A 17,133-nucleotide genomic window follows, 5' to 3' on the forward strand; every position below is an offset into this window, starting at 1 on the left:
CCGTCGGGGCGACGAGCGGGGGCTCGCGTGCGTCAGGCCGCGCGCGCTCGCGATCGGTCGCTCAGGCCTGCCACCACTGCCGCAGCGGCACGCCCCAGGTCTGGCGCTCGTCCAGGCGCACGGCGAGGATCTGGTGCAGCTGGATCTTGTTGTGCTCGAACCCGTACTGGCAGGCCCCCATGTACAGGCCCCACAGCTTGGCCATGGGCTCGCCGACCTCCTCGACCGCCTCATCCCAGTGCTCGACGAGGTTGGCGCACCAGTCGCGCAGGGTGAACGCGTAGTGCTGGCGCAGGTTCTCCTCGTGCACCACCTCGAACCCGGCGTTCTCGGCCTCGAGGTGCACGGTGCCGGCGCCGGCGAGTTCGCCGTCGGGGAAGATGTAGCGGTCGATGAACTGACCGGCCTTGACCTTGCCGACGTTGTCCGGCCGGGTGATGCAGTGGTTGAGCAGCCGCCCGCCCGGCTTGAGGTATCCGTGCAGCTTGGCGAAGTAGCCGGGGTAGTTCTTCCGGCCGATGTGCTCGGTGATGCCGATCGAGCTCACGGCGTCGAAGTCCCGCTCGGGCACGTCGCGGTAGTCCTGCAGCCGCACCTCGGCCAGGTCGCCCAGCCCCTCGGCCTCGATGGCGGCGCGGCCCCACGCGACCTGCTCCCCGGACAGGGTCACGCCGATCACCTTCACGCCGCGGCTCGCGGCGTAGCGGACCATGCCGCCCCAGCCGCAGCCCACGTCGAGCAACCGGTCACCCGCCTTGAGCCCGAGCTTGTCGAACACCAGTCGGTACTTGTTCTCCTGCGCCACCTCGAGCGACGCGTCGGCGTCCGGGTAGCACGCGCATGTATACGTCATGGACGGACCGAGGATCCACTCATAGAAGCGGTTCGACACGTCGTAGTGGTAGCTGACCACCTCGGAGTCCCGCTCCTTGGAGTGCCGCCGCATGCCGGACAGGACGCGCTTCCACGCGGGCTTGACCTCCATCGGCGGGGTGGGCAGGAACCGGACGTTCTCCGTACCCACGGAGCGTGCGATCCGCGCGAGCGTCCGGGCGTCGGGCGTGCGGGTCATGTGCTTGCGGAACACCTCGAGGGCGCCGAACACGTCGTGGGGGGCGCCGGGGTGCACGCCGTCCATCTCGAGTTCGCCCATGAGGTAGGCGCGGGCCAGTCCGAGGTCGCCGGGGGCGGTGACGAAGTACTGCAGTGCCTTCTCGCTCTTCAGGCGTAGCACCAGCTCGCTGTCCGCCGGGCCGATGGCAGACCCGTCGTACGCCTCGATCCGCAGCGGCGGCTCACCGGTGGCGAAGGCCCCGATGATCTCGCCGATCGTCATCCTGCTGCCCGCTGCGCTCGCCGCACCCGCGGAACCCGCGGTCCCCGCGCTCGTCGTGGTCACCGTGCACCCACCGCCTTGTCGAAGAGGGTCGCGAACCGGCCCTCGGGATCGAATTCCGTCTTGAGCCTGGCCGCGTGGTCACCGCCGTAGAGCTCGGCGAACTCCTCGCTGGAGTAGAAGACCTCCGAGTACAGCGACTTGTGGCCGCCGAGCCGGGAGACCTCCTCCTCGATGCGCCGGTTCCACGCGCCCTCGGCCATGCCGGGCTCGATCGGAGCCGAGGACCAGAAGCCGATGTTGACGTAGGTGGTCTCCGGCGCGAGCGGGTACAGGGGCCAGGGTCGGTCCGAGCCGGGTCCGCCGCCCACACCGGGGGCGGGGCTGGACTCGCGCAGCCGCAGCGGGCAGACCCACAGCGGCTCGATGGGCACCTCGCGCAGGAACCACTCGAGGAACTCGGCGGTGTGGTCGATGGTCACCTCGACGTCCTGCACGACGCGCTCGCGCGGCCCCTCGCCCTTGAGGGCGCCGATCTTGTTGCCGAGGTCGTACTTGTGGTCCAGTCCGATGATCTTCCAGTACGCCGAGGAGCGCAGCAGCTGCTGCGGCCAGAACCGGCGGATGCGCGGGTTCTGCACCCCGAACGCGCGCGAGCACCAGAACCAGTCGGTGTCCCAGCGCCACAGGTAGTCGCGGATGGTCAGGCGGTCGCGCTTCACGGAGCCGGCGGGACCGCCGTGTCGGACGGAGCGGTAGTAGATCGCCTGCTTGTCGGCCACACCCGAGTAGTCCGAGACGGGCCCGGGCTCGTCGGTCCGCCGTCCCAGACAGAGGTAGGACTCGTCGGCCGAGAAGACGATCCCGTCGAGGAAATCGACCTCCTCGGCGTCGTACGTCCCTGACTCACCGACCCGCGCCAACGCCGACTCGAGCGCGGTGAGGGAGTCGAACCGCACGTGCCGCAGTTCCACGAACCGGCTGACCGGCTCGAGCGCGATGCGCAGCCGCACCGCGTACCCGAGGGAGCCGTAGGAGTTGGGGAAGCCACGGAAGAGCGCGCGTTCGCGCTCGGTGCCGTCGGGGCGCGCGGTGACGATCTCGCCGGTGCCGGTGAGGATGTCCATCTCGAGCACGGACTCGTGCGGCAGGCCCAGGCGGAACGAGGTGGACTCGATGCCCAGTCCGGTCACGGCGCCGCCGAGGGTGATGGTCTTGAGCTGCGGCACGACGTACGGCATGAGGCCGTACGCCAGGGTGGCGTCGACGAGGTCCTCGTAGGTGCACATCCCCTGGACGTCGGCGGTGCGGGCGTCGGGATCCACGGAGACGACGCGCGTGAGGCCGGTGGTGTCGAGACCGGGCGACGACGACGAGGCGCGCGGGCGGAAGAGGTTGGACGTGGACTTGGCCAGCCGGACCGGCTCGTGGGCGGGCACGGCACGGAAGCTCTCGACGAGTCGCTGCACGCCGCGGGCGTGGCTTTCGGTACCGACGACGAGTGGTTCGGCGAGACTCACGGCGGTTCCCATGCGTCACACCTTAGTAGCGCTCGGTGGCCCCCGCCGACGATCGGGGGGCGGGCGCGGACGGTGCCGGCGGTGCCGCGGGCTTCCACCCGGGCGGGCCGAACACGTAGCCGAGTCGGTCCCGCCAACTGCCCGCGCGGCGCAGGTCGCGCCAGATGGCGACGTACTCGTGCAGCTGCAGCCAGAACGGGTTATGGGAGTTCACCGGTGTGGTCAGACCGTAAGTGGGCCGGTGGGTCTCGGGCCGGAATGTGCCGAACAGGCGGTCCCAGATGATGAGGATGCCGCCGTAGTTGCGGTCGAGGTACTCCGTGTCACTGCCGTGGTGCACGCGGTGGTGCGACGGGGTGTTGAACACGAACTCGATCGGCGCGGGCAGTCGGCCGATGCGCTCGGTGTGGACGAAGAACTGGTAGACGAGAGAGACGGAGAAGCCGGTGAACACCACCCACGGCGGCACCCCCAACAGTGGTAGAGGTAGCCACGCGATGATCTCACCGGAGTTGTTCCACTTCTGCCGCAGCGCGGTGGCGAAGTTGTAGTACTCGCTGGAGTGGTGGGCCTGGTGGGTCGCCCAGACCAGACGGATGCGGTGGGCGCCGCGGTGATACCAGTAGTAGAGGAAGTCGGTGCCGAGGATCGCGAGGACCCACGTGTACCAGGCGTTCGACGGCAGGTGCCACGGCGCGAGGTACACCCACACCGCCGCGTAGAGGACCAGGCCGACCAGCTTGCCGAGCAGCCAGAACGCCTGCGAGCTCGCGCCCATGATGAGTGAGGTGACGGCATCGCGCGGCTGGTAGCCACCCGGCTCGCGGGCCTCGAGCACACGGGCCGAGACCCACTCGATCGCCACGAACAGCACGAACACCGGAATGGCCAGCAGCACCGGCTCGTGCAACGGATCGGCCAACGCGGCCAGCGCGCGCGCCAGCGACTCCCCGAAACCCATCTCGTTCACGTCTCGATTGTGACACCACTCACAGACGATCGGAGGATCCGGGCCACCCGAACCGACGCGGGCCCGTAGCCTCTCGGGCACGTCGGCCCCGAGGGCCGTTCCCGCACACCGTTTCTGCGCACACCCCTGGCCGTGCGCACCGACTCCGGAGGAGGACCCGAGTGTTCACCGCATCCCGATCCGCTCGCCCCGCCCGTTCGCGCACCGCCCGTCCCCGTGCCGTCGCCGCCGCGTCGGGCCTCGCCGCCCTGGCGTTGGCGCTCGGCGCCTGCGGGGAGGAGGGCACCGCCGAGCAGGCGGTCGGCGAGGCCACCAGCGCGGTGGGGTCCGCCGCCGCCGAGGCCACGAGCGCGGTGGGTGACGCCACACGCGACGACGGCGAGGGCGACCCCGGCGCCACGACGGGCGACCAACCGCAGCCCGAGGACACCACGGGCGGCGAGGGCGGGTCGGCGAACCCGGACGAGGAATTCCTGAACGACATCGAGCGGGTGGGCGTGGACGCCGGGAACGAGCAGGACTACCTCGCCCGCGGCCGCGACGCCTGCGCCTCGCTCGACGCGGGGGTCGGCTACGTCGACGTGCTCCAGCAGTACAACGACGCCCACCCCGACGCACCGGTCACCGAGGCACCCGTCGTGGTCACGGCAGCGGTCAAGGCGTTCTGCTCGCAGCACCTGCCGCAGGTCGGCGATGGCGACCAGGACGGCCAGGGCGGCGGCGAGGACGGGGGCGGCGCGTAGCTCACGCGCCGGCCCGGTTTCAGACGCCGGCCCGGTCGAGTTCCTCCGCGGTCAGCCGGCGCCCGAGGGCGATCAGCTCGTCGGCCCGGTGGAAGTCGAAGGTGGAGCACGCGTCGGAGGGCACTTCGACCAGCACGTCGGGGCGGTTACCCGCCAGGCGGTAGGCCGTCACGATGCTCTCCATCGCCTCGATGGAGTGGGTGACCACGTCGAAGATGCGCAGCGACCCGGGTAGCGACTCCTCGTCGTCGTCGGCCACCTCCTCCTCGCCGTGCTCCACCGCCTCCTCGACCTCGTGCGAGGGCTGCCGCAGCTTCATCCCGACTCCGCCGCCGGGGGCGGCGGGGTCCTCGGCGGCGTCCACCCCGTCGACAGCGGCGGTGTCCGGATCGGGCTCGGGGTCCTGACCGAAACGGGCCGCGATGAGCCGGATGAGGTCGGCGTCGCGGACGTCCGCGGCCGCGGTGCGGATCCGGCCGGTCAGCCGGCCCGCCGGCTTCGCCCCGCCGGCGCCGGGGCCCCTGCGGGAGATCCGCGGCTCCGCGTCGGGGGTCGCCTCGTCGGGATCCGAGCTCTCCTCGAACGTCGACCCCCGGATCCCGGTCCGGCGGCCCGTCAGCGACACGGCCAAAAGCAGGTCGCTGCTCACCGGTGCGAGCGGCTCCAGCGGCACCGGATTGGTGACGCCGCCGTCGATGATGAGCCGCCCACCCACGAGCGCCGGGGTGATGACGCTGGGGATGGCGAACGACGCCCGCACTGCGACGTCGGCGGGGCCGCGGGTGAACCACACCTCGCGCCGGGCCCGCAGGTCGGTGGCGACGGCGGTGAACGGGATCGCCAGGTCCTCGATGCGGACGTCGTCGAGCATCGCGCCGATCACGCCCATGATCTTGTTGGCCCGGATGGCCCCGCCGCCGGCGAAGGACACGTCGAGCAGCCGCAGGACCTCGCGCTGCGTCAGCCCGCGCACCCAGTCCTCGAAGTCGTCGAGCTTCCCGGCCGCGTAGAGGGCGCCCACGATCGCGCCCATCGACGCGCCGGAGACGCCGACGACCTCGTGCCCGCGTGCCTCGAGCTCGCGGATCACCCCGATGTGCGTGTACCCGCGTGCCCCGCCGGATCCCAGTGCCAGCGCCACTCTCATCGACGCCCCCTCCTGCCCAGTCTCCGCGCGGCCCCCGCGCGGTCGTGACCAGTGTGCACCGGGTGCGTCCCGGGCACGGACGTCATCGTCGCCGGTTCGTGTCGTAGGCGCGATCTACCGTCTGCACCGTATCGAGCGCCTGTTCGATACCGGGCGCACCGCCCGAACGACTCACCATCAGGAGAAGCCATGTCCCGCACCGCCATCCCGCTCACCCCGCGCTCCGGCCTCGCCGCGACGATCGATCCGACCATGCCCGAGATCGCCTCGGCCATCGACCGTCACGGGATGCACGTCGTCCACATCGGCGAGCGGTGCGACTGCGGGGAGTGCACGGCCGCGCCGCTACCACCGGACCAGAGGTTCGGCTACACGATCGGACTGACCGGCGTCGGACACCCGGAACTGATGGTCCGCGGGCTGGGCGCCCGGGAGACCGCCGAGCTGCTCTCCCGGTGGGGCAACACCGTCCTGTCCGGGGAGGTCTTCGACGCCGGGCATCTACTGTGTGAGGGCTCCGGCGGGCCGACCTGGGAACTCGTGCCCGTGCGGCGTCCCTCGCGCACGCTGGTGCTGGCCGGGCGCTACTACCGCACCGCAGGGACTGGCGGCCTGTCCGCGCTGGAGCTGATCCCCGCGCGTCGGCCCTGCCCGTGCGAGGTGTGCGACTGACAGCCGGGGCCGGGCCGGGGTCGTCGTAGGGTCTAGGGATGCCCCGCACTCAGCTGCACCTGGACGCGAACTCGCCGTCGATCATCGTACCGGTCACCGCGCGCGACCGCTCCGAGCTCGGTCGACAGGCCGAGGCACTCGCGCGGGTCCGGGCCGGGGCCGAAGCCGGAGTCGGCGTCGACCTCGGAGCCGGCGCGGACGGCAGCGCGGACGCCCCGTCGTACTACGGGGCATACGGCGGGGCGTACGGCGTGGAGCACGACGACGTCCCCACGGGCGGCGGCCGGCCGTTCGACCTGATCGAGTGGCGGGTGGACCTCTACGAGCCGTTCACCGCACCCGCCGGGGCGGGCACCACCGGAGCGGGCGCCTCCGGGGGCGGGTTCGATCCCGTCCCGGTGGTGGCCGCCCTCGGCGCCCTCGCCGCCGCGCTGCCGGACATTCCGATCCTGGCGACGTTCCGCACCACCGCCGAGGGCGGCGGCGCGCCACTGTCCGACGAGCTCTACGTCCGGCTCGTCGACACGCTCGCGGCGAGCGGCCTCGCCGCGGCCGTCGACGTGGAATACCGGCACCCGCTCGCCGCGCGGGCGATCGCCGCCGCGCACCACCACGGCGTCGCCGTGGTGGCGTCCAACCACGACTTCGACGCGACCCCGCCGACCGAGGAGATCGTCGCGCGCCTGGCCGCCATGGAGGAGGCGGGCGCGGACGTGGCCAAGATCGCCGTGATGCCGCGCTCGGCGGCCGACGTGGTGACCCTGCTCGCGGCCACCGAGCGCCGCTACCGGGACGCGGGGATCCCGCTGATCACCATGTCGATGGGGGCGTCGGGTGCGGTGACGCGGGTCGGCGGCGGCGCGTTCGGCTCGGCCGCGACGTTCGCCACCCTGGGCGAGGCCTCGGCGCCCGGCCAGCTGCCCGCGGCCGGGGTGCGCGCGACGCTCGATCTCCTACACCCGGGTGCAGGTCAGCCGTAGCGGCGCAGGACCTCCTCGCGCAGGCCGGCCGTGGCCACGTCGGCGATGTGCTTCTGCGCCTTCTTGACGACCACGCCCGGCAGCTTGGCCTTGAGCTCCACCTCGAGGTCGAAGACCACCCGGGTGGTCCCGTCGCCGTTGTCGGTGAGCACGTACCGCGCGTTCTGCACCATCTGGTTGGTCCCGGATTCGAGGGTCCAACTCACCTCGCCGTCGTACCACTCGTAGCGGACGACCATCTCCTCGGTCATGCCGTACTGGGAGATCTGCTCCCACACCACGATGGGCCAGCCGTCGTCGTCGGCCTCGCGGACCTCCACGGCGCGGTGCGCCTCCGACCAGTCGACCAGGGACTCCACGTCGGCCAGGACGGCCATGATCTCGGGGACCCCGGCCTCGATGGTCGTCACGGACTGCACTGACACTGCCATGGCCGAGAAGTTACCCTCACGCGCGAATACGGTGGGACGATCGATCAATGAACGCCGCCACCGATCGCAAGATCGCCCTCCTGCGGGGGATCAACGTGGGCAAGTCCGCGCGGATCGCCATGGCGGACCTGCGGGAGTGCACCGAGGCCGCCGGATGCGCGGACGTGAAGACGGTCCTGGCCACCGGAAACGTGGTGGCCACCGACCCTCGCCCCGTGGCCGAGCTGCGGGCGGTGCTGGAGACGGCCTACGCCGACCGCTTCGGCTACGACGCGGTGGTCCAGGTGCTCACCCGCGGCGCCGTCGAGGACGCGGTCGCGGCGTACCCGTTCGCCGACCTGAACGACCACCACGACTACCTGGTCTTCTCGGACGAGCCCGAGGTGACCGCGGCGGTGGCCGAGGCGATGGCGGCGGCGGTCGATCCGGCCGGCACCGAGGAGGTCGCGGCCGGATCCGTGTGCGTCTACTGGCGGGTGCCCAGAGGGCTCACGCTGAGCTCGCCCGCCGCCAAGGTGACCAGTGACAGGTCGCACGGGCGGCACCTGACCATGCGGAACATCAGGACGCTGCGCAAGGTCCTCGCCCTGGGCTGAGCGTCCGGCCGGTCACCGCCGGGCTGGTCGGTCAGGAGATCAGGGGCCCTGCACCGACGCGCCGATGGTGTCGACCACGGCTGCCAGGGGCCCGAAGATCGCGGGGAAGATCCCATCCCACATGGCCTGGAGCTGGGAGAGGTCGAACGGGGGCATCTGTCACGCTCCTTCTCTTGCAGAGGGCGGCGTGCGGGCTCTCCGCCGGCGCCGAGCTCCCTCTGCCCCCAGGATCCTCTGCCGTCACACTCGGGCGCAAGGCCTCTCCCGTGGCAGACTGCGTGCGATGCGCCACCGACCGCCCCTCCGGCCCGCCGCCCTCGCGGCGATCCTGGCGATCGCCCTCACCGGCGGGTGTGCGGCCGACCCCGACGAGCCCGCCGGGCCGGAGACCGCGAGCGACGCGACGCCGTCCGCGCCGGGGAGCTCCTCGTCGTCGTCCCCGGGTCCGGCGTCGACCGCGCGCTCGTCGTCCGCCCCCACGTCCTCGACCGCGCCGACATCCTCGCCGCGGGGCCCCTCCCCCACCGCGACGCCGCCGACCCCGCCCGCGCCGCCGTTCATCGCAGCCGCGACCTGGGCGGACTCCGACTACGGCGTCACCCTCCAGGTCGCGCCGACCGACTCGGGACGCCGCGCGTGGGGCGCGGGCGACGCCGAGGCGGCCTGGCGCGAGGTCCTGCAGCTGGCCCCCGACGCGGACACCCCGGGCATGTGGGAGCAGTTCGACTGCCACTGGACGTGGGCGCGGCTGCTCGAGCCGGACAAGCCCACGTGGAACGTCGAACCGTGGCGGCCGGTCGTGCCGCCCGAGCGGATGCTGGCCGAGGGATGCAACCCGGGAGGGCCGGAGGTATGAGCAGGTCAGCAAGAAGCGCGAGTAGGTCGGCGGCGGGTCCGGTGATCCGACCGGCCACGACGGGCGACGCCGCCGGATGTCGGGACGTGTACGCGCCGTACGTGCGCGAGACGACGGTGACGTTCGAGGACGAGGTGCCGACCGTCGAGGAGTTCGCCGCGCGGATCTCGCGCGCGCTCGACCGGTACGACTGGCTGGTCGCCGAGCTCGACGGGCGCATCGCCGGTTACGCCTACGCCGGGCCGGTCAAGGAGCGCGCCGCGTACGCCTGGTCGTGCGAGGTGAGCGTCTACGTGGACCCCGACGCCCGCGGCAACGGGCTGGGCCGGGCGCTCTACCGCGAACTGTTCACCCGGCTCGAGGGGCGCGGGTTCCGGCGGATGCTCGCGATCATCACCCTGCCCAACGAACCCAGCGTCGGGATGCACCGGGCGCTGGGCTTCCGGGAGGCGGGGCGGCTGGAGCGGATCGGGTTCAAGCACGGGCGGTGGCTGGACGTGACCTGGCTGCAGGCCGACCTCGGGCCGAACCCGGCGGCGCCCCCGACAGCGCGTCCGGGTCACCGGCCCCCGGCCCACCAGGGGTCCCAGGATCACCGACCCCCGCCGGGCTGAGGGCTCCGAGGGCGCGGCGCACCAGCCCGGCGCACAGCTCGTCGAGCCACCCGCCCACCGAGGCCCGGGCGGCGGCCGTGTCCGGGTAGCGGCAGCGCACGTGCAGTCCCGAGCCGTTGACCACGAACCACACCATCACCCCGTCGGTGCGGATCACCGCCGACACGTGCTGCGGGCGCAGGCCGAGGTCCACGTCGATCGGCAGGCGCCGGTGGTCGAGCCACGAGACCGCGAACATGCCCGGCGTGTGCGGCATCCCGCCGTACGGTGCGAGGATCGGGGCGAGCGCGTGCGAGCCCAGCTCGATGGCCTCCCGCACCGCCGCCGCGCAGGCCGCCGGGTCGGGGTCGTCGCACTCGATGACCGAGTTGGTGATGAACCAGCCCACCGAGTCGTCCCAGCGGTGCGGCCGGTCCGGGTCGTGGCGCGAGTGCACCGGCAGCACCGCCCGCAGCCCGACCCCGGCGCGGCGGCGCAACACCGCGGTCATCTCGGCCACGGCCAGCGCGATCATCCGCACCCCGCCCGCCGCGGCCGCCGCCTCCAGCGCGGTCACCCCGTCCCGGTCGAGCACGTCGCGCACCTCGACCACCTGCTCGCGGGGCACCGCGATGTCGCCCAGGTCCAGCGGGAAGACCGGCATCCCGCCCGCGCCGCGGTCCATGATCGCCGCCCACTTCTCGTGCACCCGGGCCGGCGCCGGAGGCCGGGCCGCCAACTCGGCGGTGTGCTCGGCGAACGGCGCCGCCGGCGGCAGTCCCGCTGCGGGCTCGCGGCCGCGGGCCAGGTCGTCCAGGCCGGAGCAGAAGTCGCGCATCACCACCAGCAGCGACCACGCGTCGACGTGACTGTGGTCGAACCCGATCACCGCCACCGGCCGCTCCCGCGGATCCCGTGGCTGCACCAGGCACAACGCGTGCGCCGGCCGGGCGAACGGACTACACGCCTCGTCGAAGACCCGCCGGACCACGGCCCGCGGGTCCTCACCCGGCTTCGTCCGCGGGACCCGCCAGCCGAGCGGCTGCACGGTCACCGGCCGCAGGCGGAGCTCGTCGTCGATCTCGTCGTCGTCATCCACGCGGTGCCCCCCGCCCTCGAGCACCGTGCGCAGGGCCCCGTGCCGCTCGATGACCCGCAGCCACGCGCGGGCCACCAGGTCGCGGTCGGCCGCCAGCGGCAGGGTGAACGCCAGCCCCATCCACGACCCGGCGCGCGGCCCCAGCGAGGCGTGCCGCGCCTGGTCGAACGACGGCGGCAGATCGGCATCCTGAGCTGGACTGATCTTCGTCACATACCGGTGGAGGACGCCGTCCGGCAGCTCCATCCGGGTTACCGTGGTGAGCCTCATGGCCCGCACGGTAGGGCCGCCGTGTTACGGGGAAAGGCGCGAAGTGTGACGACGACGAGACGGGCGGACACCCCGCCCGGCGGGGACGGACACGCGCTGGCCCGGGATCGCAGGGGCACCGGCCTTCCGGTGGTACAGCTGCACGGGCTCAGCTCGAGCCGGCGCCGCGACGAGGTGTTCGGGCTCGATCTCACGGCGGGCCGCGACGGCTTGCAGGTGGTCCGCTACGACGCCCGCGGACACGGCGAGTCGCCCGGCACCACCGATCCCGACGACTACACGTGGCCCGCGCTGGCCCGCGACCTGCTGGCGCTCCTCGACGAGGAGTTCCCGGGCGAACGCGTGCACGGGGTGGGCCAGTCGATGGGCTCGGCCACGCTCCTCACCGCCGCGGCCGCCGAGCCGGACCGGTTCGCCTCCCTCACGCTGGGCATCCCCCCGACGGTGTGGCGGTGGCGGCGCGAGCAGGCCCGCCTGTACGACCTCGCCGCGCGGCAGGTGGCCAGGTGGGGCGGCGCGCGGTGGGCCGAGGCGACCCGACTGCCACCGACGTCCCCGGCGATCGACCCCGACCGGCCGCACACCACCCCCGACGTGCGCGACGAGTGGCTGCCCGCCGCGTTCCGGGGCGCGGCCGCGACCGACCTCCCGCCGGAGGAGCAGATCGCGCGGCTGGGGATGCCGGTCCTCCTGTTGGCGTGGCCGCAGGACGCCTCGCACCCGCTCGAGGTGGCCGAACACCTGCTGGAGCTGCTTCCCGACGCCCGGCTCGAGGTGGCGCGCACCCCTGCCGAGGTGGCGGCGTGGCCGCGGTTGGTCGGCGAGTTCGTGGTGGCCTGCGGCGGGTAGCGGTGGCGGTCGGCGGCGGCCGGCGGTGGCGGGCAGCGGTGGCACCATCGCGTCGTCCTCGCACAATGGGGACATGCGTGAACTTCAGAGGACGATCATCGACCACCTCGGGGTGAAGCCCGAGATCGACCCGGCCGCCGAGGTCGACCGTCGGGTGCGGTTCCTCGTGGATTACCTGCGGGCGAGCGGCGCCAAGGGCTATGTGCTGGGCCTGTCCGGCGGGGTCGACTCGACACTGGCCGGTCGCCTGGCCCAGCTCGCGGTGGAGAAGGTCCGCGCCGAGGGCGGGGACGCGGTGTTCGTCGGGATGCGCCTGCCCTACCGCGTGCAGCACGACGAGGCCGACGCCGTCACGGCCGTGGAGTTCGTCGACGCCGACGAGGCCGTCACCGTCAACGTCGCGCCCGGCGTCGATGCGCTCAACGGCGAGATCCGCGAGGCCACGGGCAGCGAGCTCACCGACTTCACCAAGGGCAACGCCAAGGCCCGCCACCGGATGGTCGCCCAGTACGCCCTCGCCGGGGACCGCGGACTGCTCGTGATCGGCGCCGACCACGCCGCCGAGAACGTCACCGGCTTCTTCACCAAGTTCGGCGACGGCGCCGCCGACGTGCTCCCGCTGTCGGGCCTGAACAAGCGTCAGGGTCGCGCGCTGCTGCGCCATCTCGGGGCGCCCAAGCAACTGTGGGACAAGGTCCCCACCGCCGATCTGCTCGACGAGAACGAGGGGCAGACCGACGAGGACGAGCTGGGCCTGCGGTACGACGACATCGACGACTACCTCGAGGGCCGCGACGTGCCCGAGCAGATCGCCGAGACCATCGAGTCGGTGTGGCACCGCAACCGACACAAGCGCACGACCCCGGTCGAGGTGTCCGACGCCTGGTGGCGTCCGGGCGAGCAGACCGCGCTCGTGGTGATCGACATGCAGAACTCGTACTTCGAGTTCCCCGACCTCGCCTCGGTGCGCGACGAGCTGGTCGCGTCGATCAACGAACTCATCGAGGCCGCCCACGAGGCCGGCCGGCCGGTGGTGCTGGTGCGCACCGAGCACGCCCGGGACAGGTCCACGTGGACGCTCAACATGTGCGAGGACGACCAGGGCTTCGCCTTCCCCGGCACCGAGCAGGCGCAGTTCCTCGACGAGCTGGCCACCGGCGACCACATCGAGGTGGTCAAGACCCGCGACAGCGCCTTCTTCGACACCGACCTCAAGGCGCGGCTCGCGCACATCGGAGTGGACCACCTGCTGGTGTGCGGCGTGTCGACGCACAGCTGCGTGGCGCAGACGGCGATCGACGGGTTCGCCGAGAACCTGCACGTGGCGATCGCCCGCGGCGCGATCTCGTCGGACAACTCGGAGCTGTCCGAGGCGCTGCTGGACTTCTGCGCGGACCAGATGCGCCAGCCGATCGTCGACCAGCAGGCGAGCCTGGAGCTGCTGCGGACCGGCGCGTGGCCGGAGTCCGACTCCGACTAGCGCTCGGCCGGGCGGCGCCGCGCGGCCCGGTCGACCGGGCGGGCCACCCGCTCCGACCGCCGGGCGGCGCCGCCGGTCAGCCCCGCGCGACGACGCCGGTGATCGGGATGCGGCCGCCCACGGCCTGGCGGAAGTTGAGCACCGCGCGCTTGACGTGGTCGCCGGTCGTCACCACGACCGCGCCGGTGGTGCCGCGATCGCGGAAGATCCGGTCGGTGAACTGGGCGTTCTGCACCGTGGAGTTGGAGTTGCCCTCCTCGGTGATCCGCAGCGGCGAGATGCCGGCGCCGCGGAGCCAGTCGCCCATCGCCCGCGCCTCGGTGCGCCCGTTCTGCGGCACGCCGCCGGTGACGATGATGCGGGCCGTCGGGTACTCCTGAGCCAGCCGGTAGCCGGTGCGCAACCGCTCCTCGAGCACGGGGCGGATGCCGCCGTCGGGGAAGAGGCCGGCGCCCAGGATCACGATGTCGGTCGTGAAGGGGTTGATGGTGAGCATCGCCGGATCGTCGGAGGTGAGCACCTCGAAGTCGCCGCACAGCGGCAGCAACGAGGCGTCGACCTGCTGGCAGCCGAGCGACGTCAGCCCGCCGTACAGCGCGACGGGGGTGGGCATTTCGGCCGACCCGGCGGAAGCGGTGCCGGCCCCGGCTCCCAGCGCGAGCGCGCCGGCGGCCGCGATCGCGACGAGACGCGTGAGTGTCCTACGCACGAGAACGTTCCTCTCCCAAGCAGTGTCGTGACGCGATGGTTATCGTCGATCACGGGGCCGCCGTTACCCATGGCACGGGGCGGTCACGAATTCGCCGCGTACCCTGCACGGCATGCCGGAAGGATACGACAGAGTAACGGCCGCGCGGTACCTCCACGATGCGGATCCGGAGTTCGGCGCGCACATCGCCGTGGTGGGTCCGTGCACGCTCACTCCCACGCCGGATACGGGTCCGCACACCCTGTTCGACCGCCTGGCCTCGTCGATCCTCTCCCAGCAACTGTCGGTCAAGGCCGCCGCGACGATCGCCGGGCGGCTGCGCGACCGCGCCACGAGTGCCGGCCAGCTCGACCCCGTCCGGGTGGCCGCCCTGTCGGACGAGGAACTGCGGGCGTGCGGCATCTCGCGGCCGAAGGTGGCCGCCCTGCGCGATCTCGCCGATGCGGTGGGCACCGGTCGTGTCCCCTCCCTCGCCGAGTTGAGGGAGTACGACGACGACGAGGTCATCGCCTCCCTGACGACCGTCCGCGGGATCGGCCGGTGGACCGTGGAGATGCTGTTGATCTTCCTGTTGGACAGACCCGACGTCTTCCCCGTGGCCGATGTCGGGGTCCGGCGCGGCTTCGAGCGGGTGCTGGGCCTCGACGAGAAGGCCTCCCCCGACCTGATGCTCGAGCGGGCGCGGCTGTGGGCCCCGTACCGGTCGGTGGCGTCCTGGTACCTGTGGCGCGCGGTCGACCAGACGGACGAGTCGGTGCCCGCCACGACCGCGGCGTCCTAGGCTCGTGCGCATGGCGAACCTCTACTGGGACCGGACGCGGGCGGCGGCGGCCCGCGCCGCGGCGAGAGCGCGGGAGGCCAACAGGAACCCCACCTCGGTCGAACTGCTGCGCCGCGCCCGGCGGGTCCTGCCCGGCGACGCGGGTTTCGGCGACCCGCTCTCGGCCGCGGGTCGCGACAGCGCGGGCACGATCGCGCGGCTGGCCGGGCGACTGTTCGACGAGCAGCCCACCGCGAGCCGCGAGGTGACGCTCGGCGGCCTGCAGGTGTGGCATTCTCTGCGTGAACGCACTGGTCGCGCGGAGGTCGGCGCCGAGGTGACGATCGTGTTCACCGACATCGTCGGGTTCTCCGACTGGGCGATGCGCGTCGGTGACGAGGAGTCGCTGCTCCTGCTGCGCCGGGTCGCCGCGGCCACCGAGCCCGAGGTGCTGGAGCACCGCGGGACCGTCGTCAAGCGACTCGGTGACGGCCTCATGGCGGCCTTCCCGTCGCCGCAGCTCGCGCTCGACGCGGTAGCGGCGTGCCTCGACGGGGTGGCCGGGGTCGAGGTGGCCGGGTGGCGCCCGAGGCTGCGGGTCGGCGTGCACACCGGGCGGCCCCGCAGGATCGGCGGCGACTACCTGGGCATGGACGTGAACATCGCCGCGCGGCTCGCCGAGAAGGCGGGCGCCGGGGAGATCCTCGTCAGCGAGGCCACTCGCGCCGGGCTGGACCCGTCCCGGATCGCGACGCGCCCCAAGCGCGGTTTCCGGTGGGGCGGGGTCAAAGGCGTGCCCGAGGAGATCGCCGTCCACGTCGCGACGCCGCGCTGACCGGCCACCCGTCCGCCACGGGCGTCCGGTAGAACGGACACATGGCAACCACCGCATTCAAGGGCAATCCCGTCACGACCTCCGGCGAGCTCCCGGCCGTCGGCTCCACCGCTCCGGCGTTCGAGCTGGTCGGCACCGATCTCGGCCCGGTCACCTCCGAGTCGCTGGCCGGAAAGAAGCTCATCCTCAACGTCTTCCCGAGCGTGGACACCGGCGTGTGCGCGCAGTCGGTGCGCACCTTCCACGAGAAGGCCAGCGGCCTGGACGACACCGTGGTCGTCAACATCTCGGCCGACCTGCCGTTCGCGCACAAGCGCTTCTGCGCCGCCGAGGGCATCGAGAACGCCACCGCGGGGTCGACGTTCCGCAGCGACTTCGCGTCCGACTACGGCGTCAAGATGACCGACGGCCCGATGGCCGGCCTGTGCGCCCGTTCGGTCGTCGTGGTCGACGCCGAGGGCAAGGTCGTCCACACCCAGCTCGTCGACGAGATCACCACCGAGCCGGACTACGACTCCGCGCTCGCCGCCGTGAACTGACACGCTCTGGACGCGACCGCGGCCCGCCACCCGGGGATCCGGGGGGCGGGCCGCGGCGTCTGTTGTGGGCGTGACGCGGTCAGCGCCGGTCCGTCAGCGCTGGGCCGTCAGCGCGCGATCGTTCAGGCGCTCGCGTCCACCAGGGAGAAGCGCCGCGTGGCGTCCTCGAGCTGGCCGAACAGGGTCGCGAGCTCCGCGGTGCGTCGCTCCGCGGGCTGCACGCCCTCGGGGCCGAACTCGGTGAACAGGCTCAGCGAAATCTGCTGACGCACGCCGAACATGCGGAAGTTCGCCACTATCTGCCGCCAGTGCTCGACCGCGCGTACACCACCCTCGGCACCGTAGGAGACAAACGCGACGGGCTTGTCGGCCCACTCGTTCCCGAGCGAGTCGAAGGCGTTCTTCAAACCGCCGGGGACACTGTGGTTGTACTCGGGGGTGACAAAGACGAAGGCGTCGTAGGAGTCGATCGTCTCGCTCCAGCGCTGCACCCGCTCGTCCTCGTACTGCTTGTTCGCCGCGCCCGGCACGGTGGCCGAGGTGAGCAGCGGGATGTCGAAGGACTTGAGGTCGATCAGCTCGTAGCTCGCGTCCCGGCGCTCGCGCGCCTGCTGTGCGACCCACTCGGCCACGGACTGGCCCGAACGCTCCTCACGGATGCTGCCCAGGATGATGCCGATCTTGACGCGGTCCCCTCTCGACGTACGGATCTGGTGTCTGAGTCCCGATCGTACGTGAGTGACGTGAC

The 17,133-nt window shown here is 72.4% G+C and carries 18 protein-coding genes and 1 pseudogene; 12 read left to right on the forward strand and 7 right to left on the reverse strand.

The genetic code is table 11. From position 1 onward, the window contains the following. Positions 1 to 61 precede the first annotated feature (61 nt). From A6035_RS15520 to A6035_RS15530, 3 genes are read right to left on the reverse strand one after another with little or no spacing between them, the layout of a single operon-like run. Positions 62 to 1,336 (reverse strand): class I SAM-dependent methyltransferase, encoded by a 1,275-nt coding sequence (locus A6035_RS15520; RefSeq protein ID WP_108848671.1) that lies wholly within the window; start codon positions 1,334 to 1,336, stop codon positions 62 to 64. A 59-nt stretch (positions 1,337 to 1,395) separates the two neighbouring features. Next, positions 1,396 to 2,868, reverse strand: a complete 1,473-nt coding sequence (locus A6035_RS15525) for an FAD-binding oxidoreductase (RefSeq protein WP_108848672.1) — start codon at positions 2,866 to 2,868, stop codon at positions 1,396 to 1,398. Positions 2,869 to 2,878: 10 nt separating this feature from the next. Continuing rightward, positions 2,879 to 3,817: a sterol desaturase family protein gene (locus tag A6035_RS15530; RefSeq protein WP_108849324.1), complete on the reverse strand. Its 939-nt coding sequence runs from the start codon at positions 3,815 to 3,817 to the stop codon at positions 2,879 to 2,881. 170 nt (positions 3,818 to 3,987) lie between these two features. Between A6035_RS15530 and A6035_RS15535 the strand changes: the two genes are divergently transcribed. After that, positions 3,988 to 4,569, forward strand: coding sequence for a DUF732 domain-containing protein (locus A6035_RS15535; RefSeq protein ID WP_108848673.1), 582 nt, complete (start codon positions 3,988 to 3,990; stop codon positions 4,567 to 4,569). Between the two features lie 19 nt (positions 4,570 to 4,588). On the opposite strand, the gene A6035_RS15540 is transcribed toward A6035_RS15535, so the two are convergent. Beyond that, positions 4,589 to 5,716, reverse strand: a complete 1,128-nt coding sequence (locus A6035_RS15540; protein ID WP_108848674.1) for a patatin-like phospholipase family protein — start codon at positions 5,714 to 5,716, stop codon at positions 4,589 to 4,591. A gap of 189 nt (positions 5,717 to 5,905) precedes the next feature. Between A6035_RS15540 and A6035_RS15545 the strand changes: the two genes are divergently transcribed. Both A6035_RS15545 and aroD read left to right on the forward strand, forming a co-directional pair. Next, complete coding sequence (locus A6035_RS15545) at positions 5,906 to 6,388, forward strand: DUF4262 domain-containing protein (protein ID WP_108848675.1); 483 nt, start codon at positions 5,906 to 5,908, stop codon at positions 6,386 to 6,388. A 38-nt stretch (positions 6,389 to 6,426) separates the two neighbouring features. Further along, entirely contained in the window at positions 6,427 to 7,368 is a 942-nt protein-coding gene (gene aroD / locus A6035_RS15550) for a type I 3-dehydroquinate dehydratase (RefSeq protein WP_108848676.1), read from the forward strand. Here aroD and A6035_RS15555 read toward each other — a convergent pair. Then, positions 7,359 to 7,799, reverse strand: a complete 441-nt coding sequence (locus A6035_RS15555; RefSeq protein ID WP_108849325.1) for an SRPBCC family protein — start codon at positions 7,797 to 7,799, stop codon at positions 7,359 to 7,361. The two genes, aroD and A6035_RS15555, sit on opposite strands and share 10 nt — an antisense overlap. A gap of 47 nt (positions 7,800 to 7,846) precedes the next feature. Here A6035_RS15555 and A6035_RS15560 point away from each other — a divergent pair, with 47 nt between their 5' ends. The 6 genes and pseudogenes from A6035_RS15560 (at position 7,847) to A6035_RS19360 (ending at position 13,542) form a co-directional block, all read left to right on the forward strand. Further along, a complete protein-coding gene (locus A6035_RS15560; protein ID WP_108848677.1) occupies positions 7,847 to 8,395 on the forward strand; it encodes a DUF1697 domain-containing protein in 549 nt (182 codons plus the stop codon). A gap of 283 nt (positions 8,396 to 8,678) precedes the next feature. Then, a complete protein-coding gene (locus tag A6035_RS15565; RefSeq protein WP_108848678.1) occupies positions 8,679 to 9,251 on the forward strand; it encodes a DUF2599 domain-containing protein in 573 nt (190 codons plus the stop codon). Between the two features lie 41 nt (positions 9,252 to 9,292). Beyond that, a complete protein-coding gene (locus A6035_RS15570) occupies positions 9,293 to 9,865 on the forward strand; it encodes a GNAT family N-acetyltransferase (protein WP_108848679.1) in 573 nt (190 codons plus the stop codon). A gap of 1,393 nt (positions 9,866 to 11,258) precedes the next feature. Further along, on the forward strand, positions 11,259 to 12,062 hold the full coding sequence (locus A6035_RS15575; RefSeq protein WP_108848680.1) for an alpha/beta fold hydrolase: 804 nt from the start codon (positions 11,259 to 11,261) through the stop codon (positions 12,060 to 12,062). A 73-nt stretch (positions 12,063 to 12,135) separates the two neighbouring features. Next, positions 12,136 to 12,954: pseudogene (gene nadE / locus A6035_RS19355) on the forward strand (ammonia-dependent NAD(+) synthetase); the annotation flags it as partial. Positions 12,955 to 12,978: 24 nt separating this feature from the next. Continuing rightward, complete coding sequence (locus tag A6035_RS19360; RefSeq protein WP_341867177.1) at positions 12,979 to 13,542, forward strand: cysteine hydrolase family protein; 564 nt, start codon at positions 12,979 to 12,981, stop codon at positions 13,540 to 13,542. A gap of 76 nt (positions 13,543 to 13,618) precedes the next feature. On the opposite strand, the gene A6035_RS15585 is transcribed toward A6035_RS19360, so the two are convergent. Then, positions 13,619 to 14,251, reverse strand: coding sequence for a YdcF family protein (locus A6035_RS15585; RefSeq protein WP_108848681.1), 633 nt, complete (start codon positions 14,249 to 14,251; stop codon positions 13,619 to 13,621). A gap of 112 nt (positions 14,252 to 14,363) precedes the next feature. Between A6035_RS15585 and A6035_RS15590 the strand changes: the two genes are divergently transcribed. The 3 genes from A6035_RS15590 to tpx are packed head-to-tail and all read left to right on the forward strand — an operon-like array spanning position 14,364 to position 16,385. Beyond that, a complete protein-coding gene (locus tag A6035_RS15590; protein ID WP_108848682.1) occupies positions 14,364 to 15,032 on the forward strand; it encodes a DNA-3-methyladenine glycosylase family protein in 669 nt (222 codons plus the stop codon). Between the two features lie 10 nt (positions 15,033 to 15,042). Further along, positions 15,043 to 15,846, forward strand: a complete 804-nt coding sequence (locus tag A6035_RS15595; RefSeq protein ID WP_108849327.1) for an adenylate/guanylate cyclase domain-containing protein — start codon at positions 15,043 to 15,045, stop codon at positions 15,844 to 15,846. Positions 15,847 to 15,887: 41 nt separating this feature from the next. After that, positions 15,888 to 16,385, forward strand: coding sequence for a thiol peroxidase (tpx, locus tag A6035_RS15600; RefSeq protein ID WP_108848683.1), 498 nt, complete (start codon positions 15,888 to 15,890; stop codon positions 16,383 to 16,385). A 122-nt stretch (positions 16,386 to 16,507) separates the two neighbouring features. On the opposite strand, the gene A6035_RS15605 is transcribed toward tpx, so the two are convergent. Continuing rightward, positions 16,508 to 17,095: an NADPH-dependent FMN reductase gene (locus tag A6035_RS15605; RefSeq protein WP_108849328.1), complete on the reverse strand. Its 588-nt coding sequence runs from the start codon at positions 17,093 to 17,095 to the stop codon at positions 16,508 to 16,510. Positions 17,096 to 17,133 lie beyond the last annotated feature (38 nt).

Origin of the sequence: Dietzia lutea (assembly GCF_003096075.1) — a bacterium.
In the GTDB taxonomy this organism is placed as follows: domain Bacteria; phylum Actinomycetota; class Actinomycetes; order Mycobacteriales; family Mycobacteriaceae; genus Dietzia; species Dietzia lutea.

What these genes read in the sequence shown, in the direction of transcription:
- A6035_RS15520 (WP_108848671.1), bottom strand. Translation starts at nt 1,336, where the DNA reads ATGACGATCGGCGAGATCATCGGGGCCTTCGCCACCGGTGAGCCGCCG.
- A6035_RS15525 (WP_108848672.1), bottom strand. Translation starts at nt 2,868, where the DNA reads ATGGGAACCGCCGTGAGTCTCGCCGAACCACTCGTCGTCGGTACCGAA.
- A6035_RS15530 (WP_108849324.1), bottom strand. Translation starts at nt 3,817, where the DNA reads ATGGGTTTCGGGGAGTCGCTGGCGCGCGCGCTGGCCGCGTTGGCCGAT.
- A6035_RS15540 (WP_108848674.1), bottom strand. Translation starts at nt 5,716, where the DNA reads ATGAGAGTGGCGCTGGCACTGGGATCCGGCGGGGCACGCGGGTACACG.
- A6035_RS15545 (WP_108848675.1), top strand. Translation starts at nt 5,906, where the DNA reads ATGTCCCGCACCGCCATCCCGCTCACCCCGCGCTCCGGCCTCGCCGCG.
- aroD (WP_108848676.1), top strand. Translation starts at nt 6,427, where the DNA reads ATGCCCCGCACTCAGCTGCACCTGGACGCGAACTCGCCGTCGATCATC.
- A6035_RS15555 (WP_108849325.1), bottom strand. Translation starts at nt 7,799, where the DNA reads ATGGCAGTGTCAGTGCAGTCCGTGACGACCATCGAGGCCGGGGTCCCC.
- A6035_RS15560 (WP_108848677.1), top strand. Translation starts at nt 7,847, where the DNA reads ATGAACGCCGCCACCGATCGCAAGATCGCCCTCCTGCGGGGGATCAAC.
- A6035_RS15565 (WP_108848678.1), top strand. Translation starts at nt 8,679, where the DNA reads ATGCGCCACCGACCGCCCCTCCGGCCCGCCGCCCTCGCGGCGATCCTG.
- A6035_RS15590 (WP_108848682.1), top strand. Translation starts at nt 14,364, where the DNA reads ATGCCGGAAGGATACGACAGAGTAACGGCCGCGCGGTACCTCCACGAT.
- A6035_RS15595 (WP_108849327.1), top strand. Translation starts at nt 15,043, where the DNA reads ATGGCGAACCTCTACTGGGACCGGACGCGGGCGGCGGCGGCCCGCGCC.
- tpx (WP_108848683.1), top strand. Translation starts at nt 15,888, where the DNA reads ATGGCAACCACCGCATTCAAGGGCAATCCCGTCACGACCTCCGGCGAG.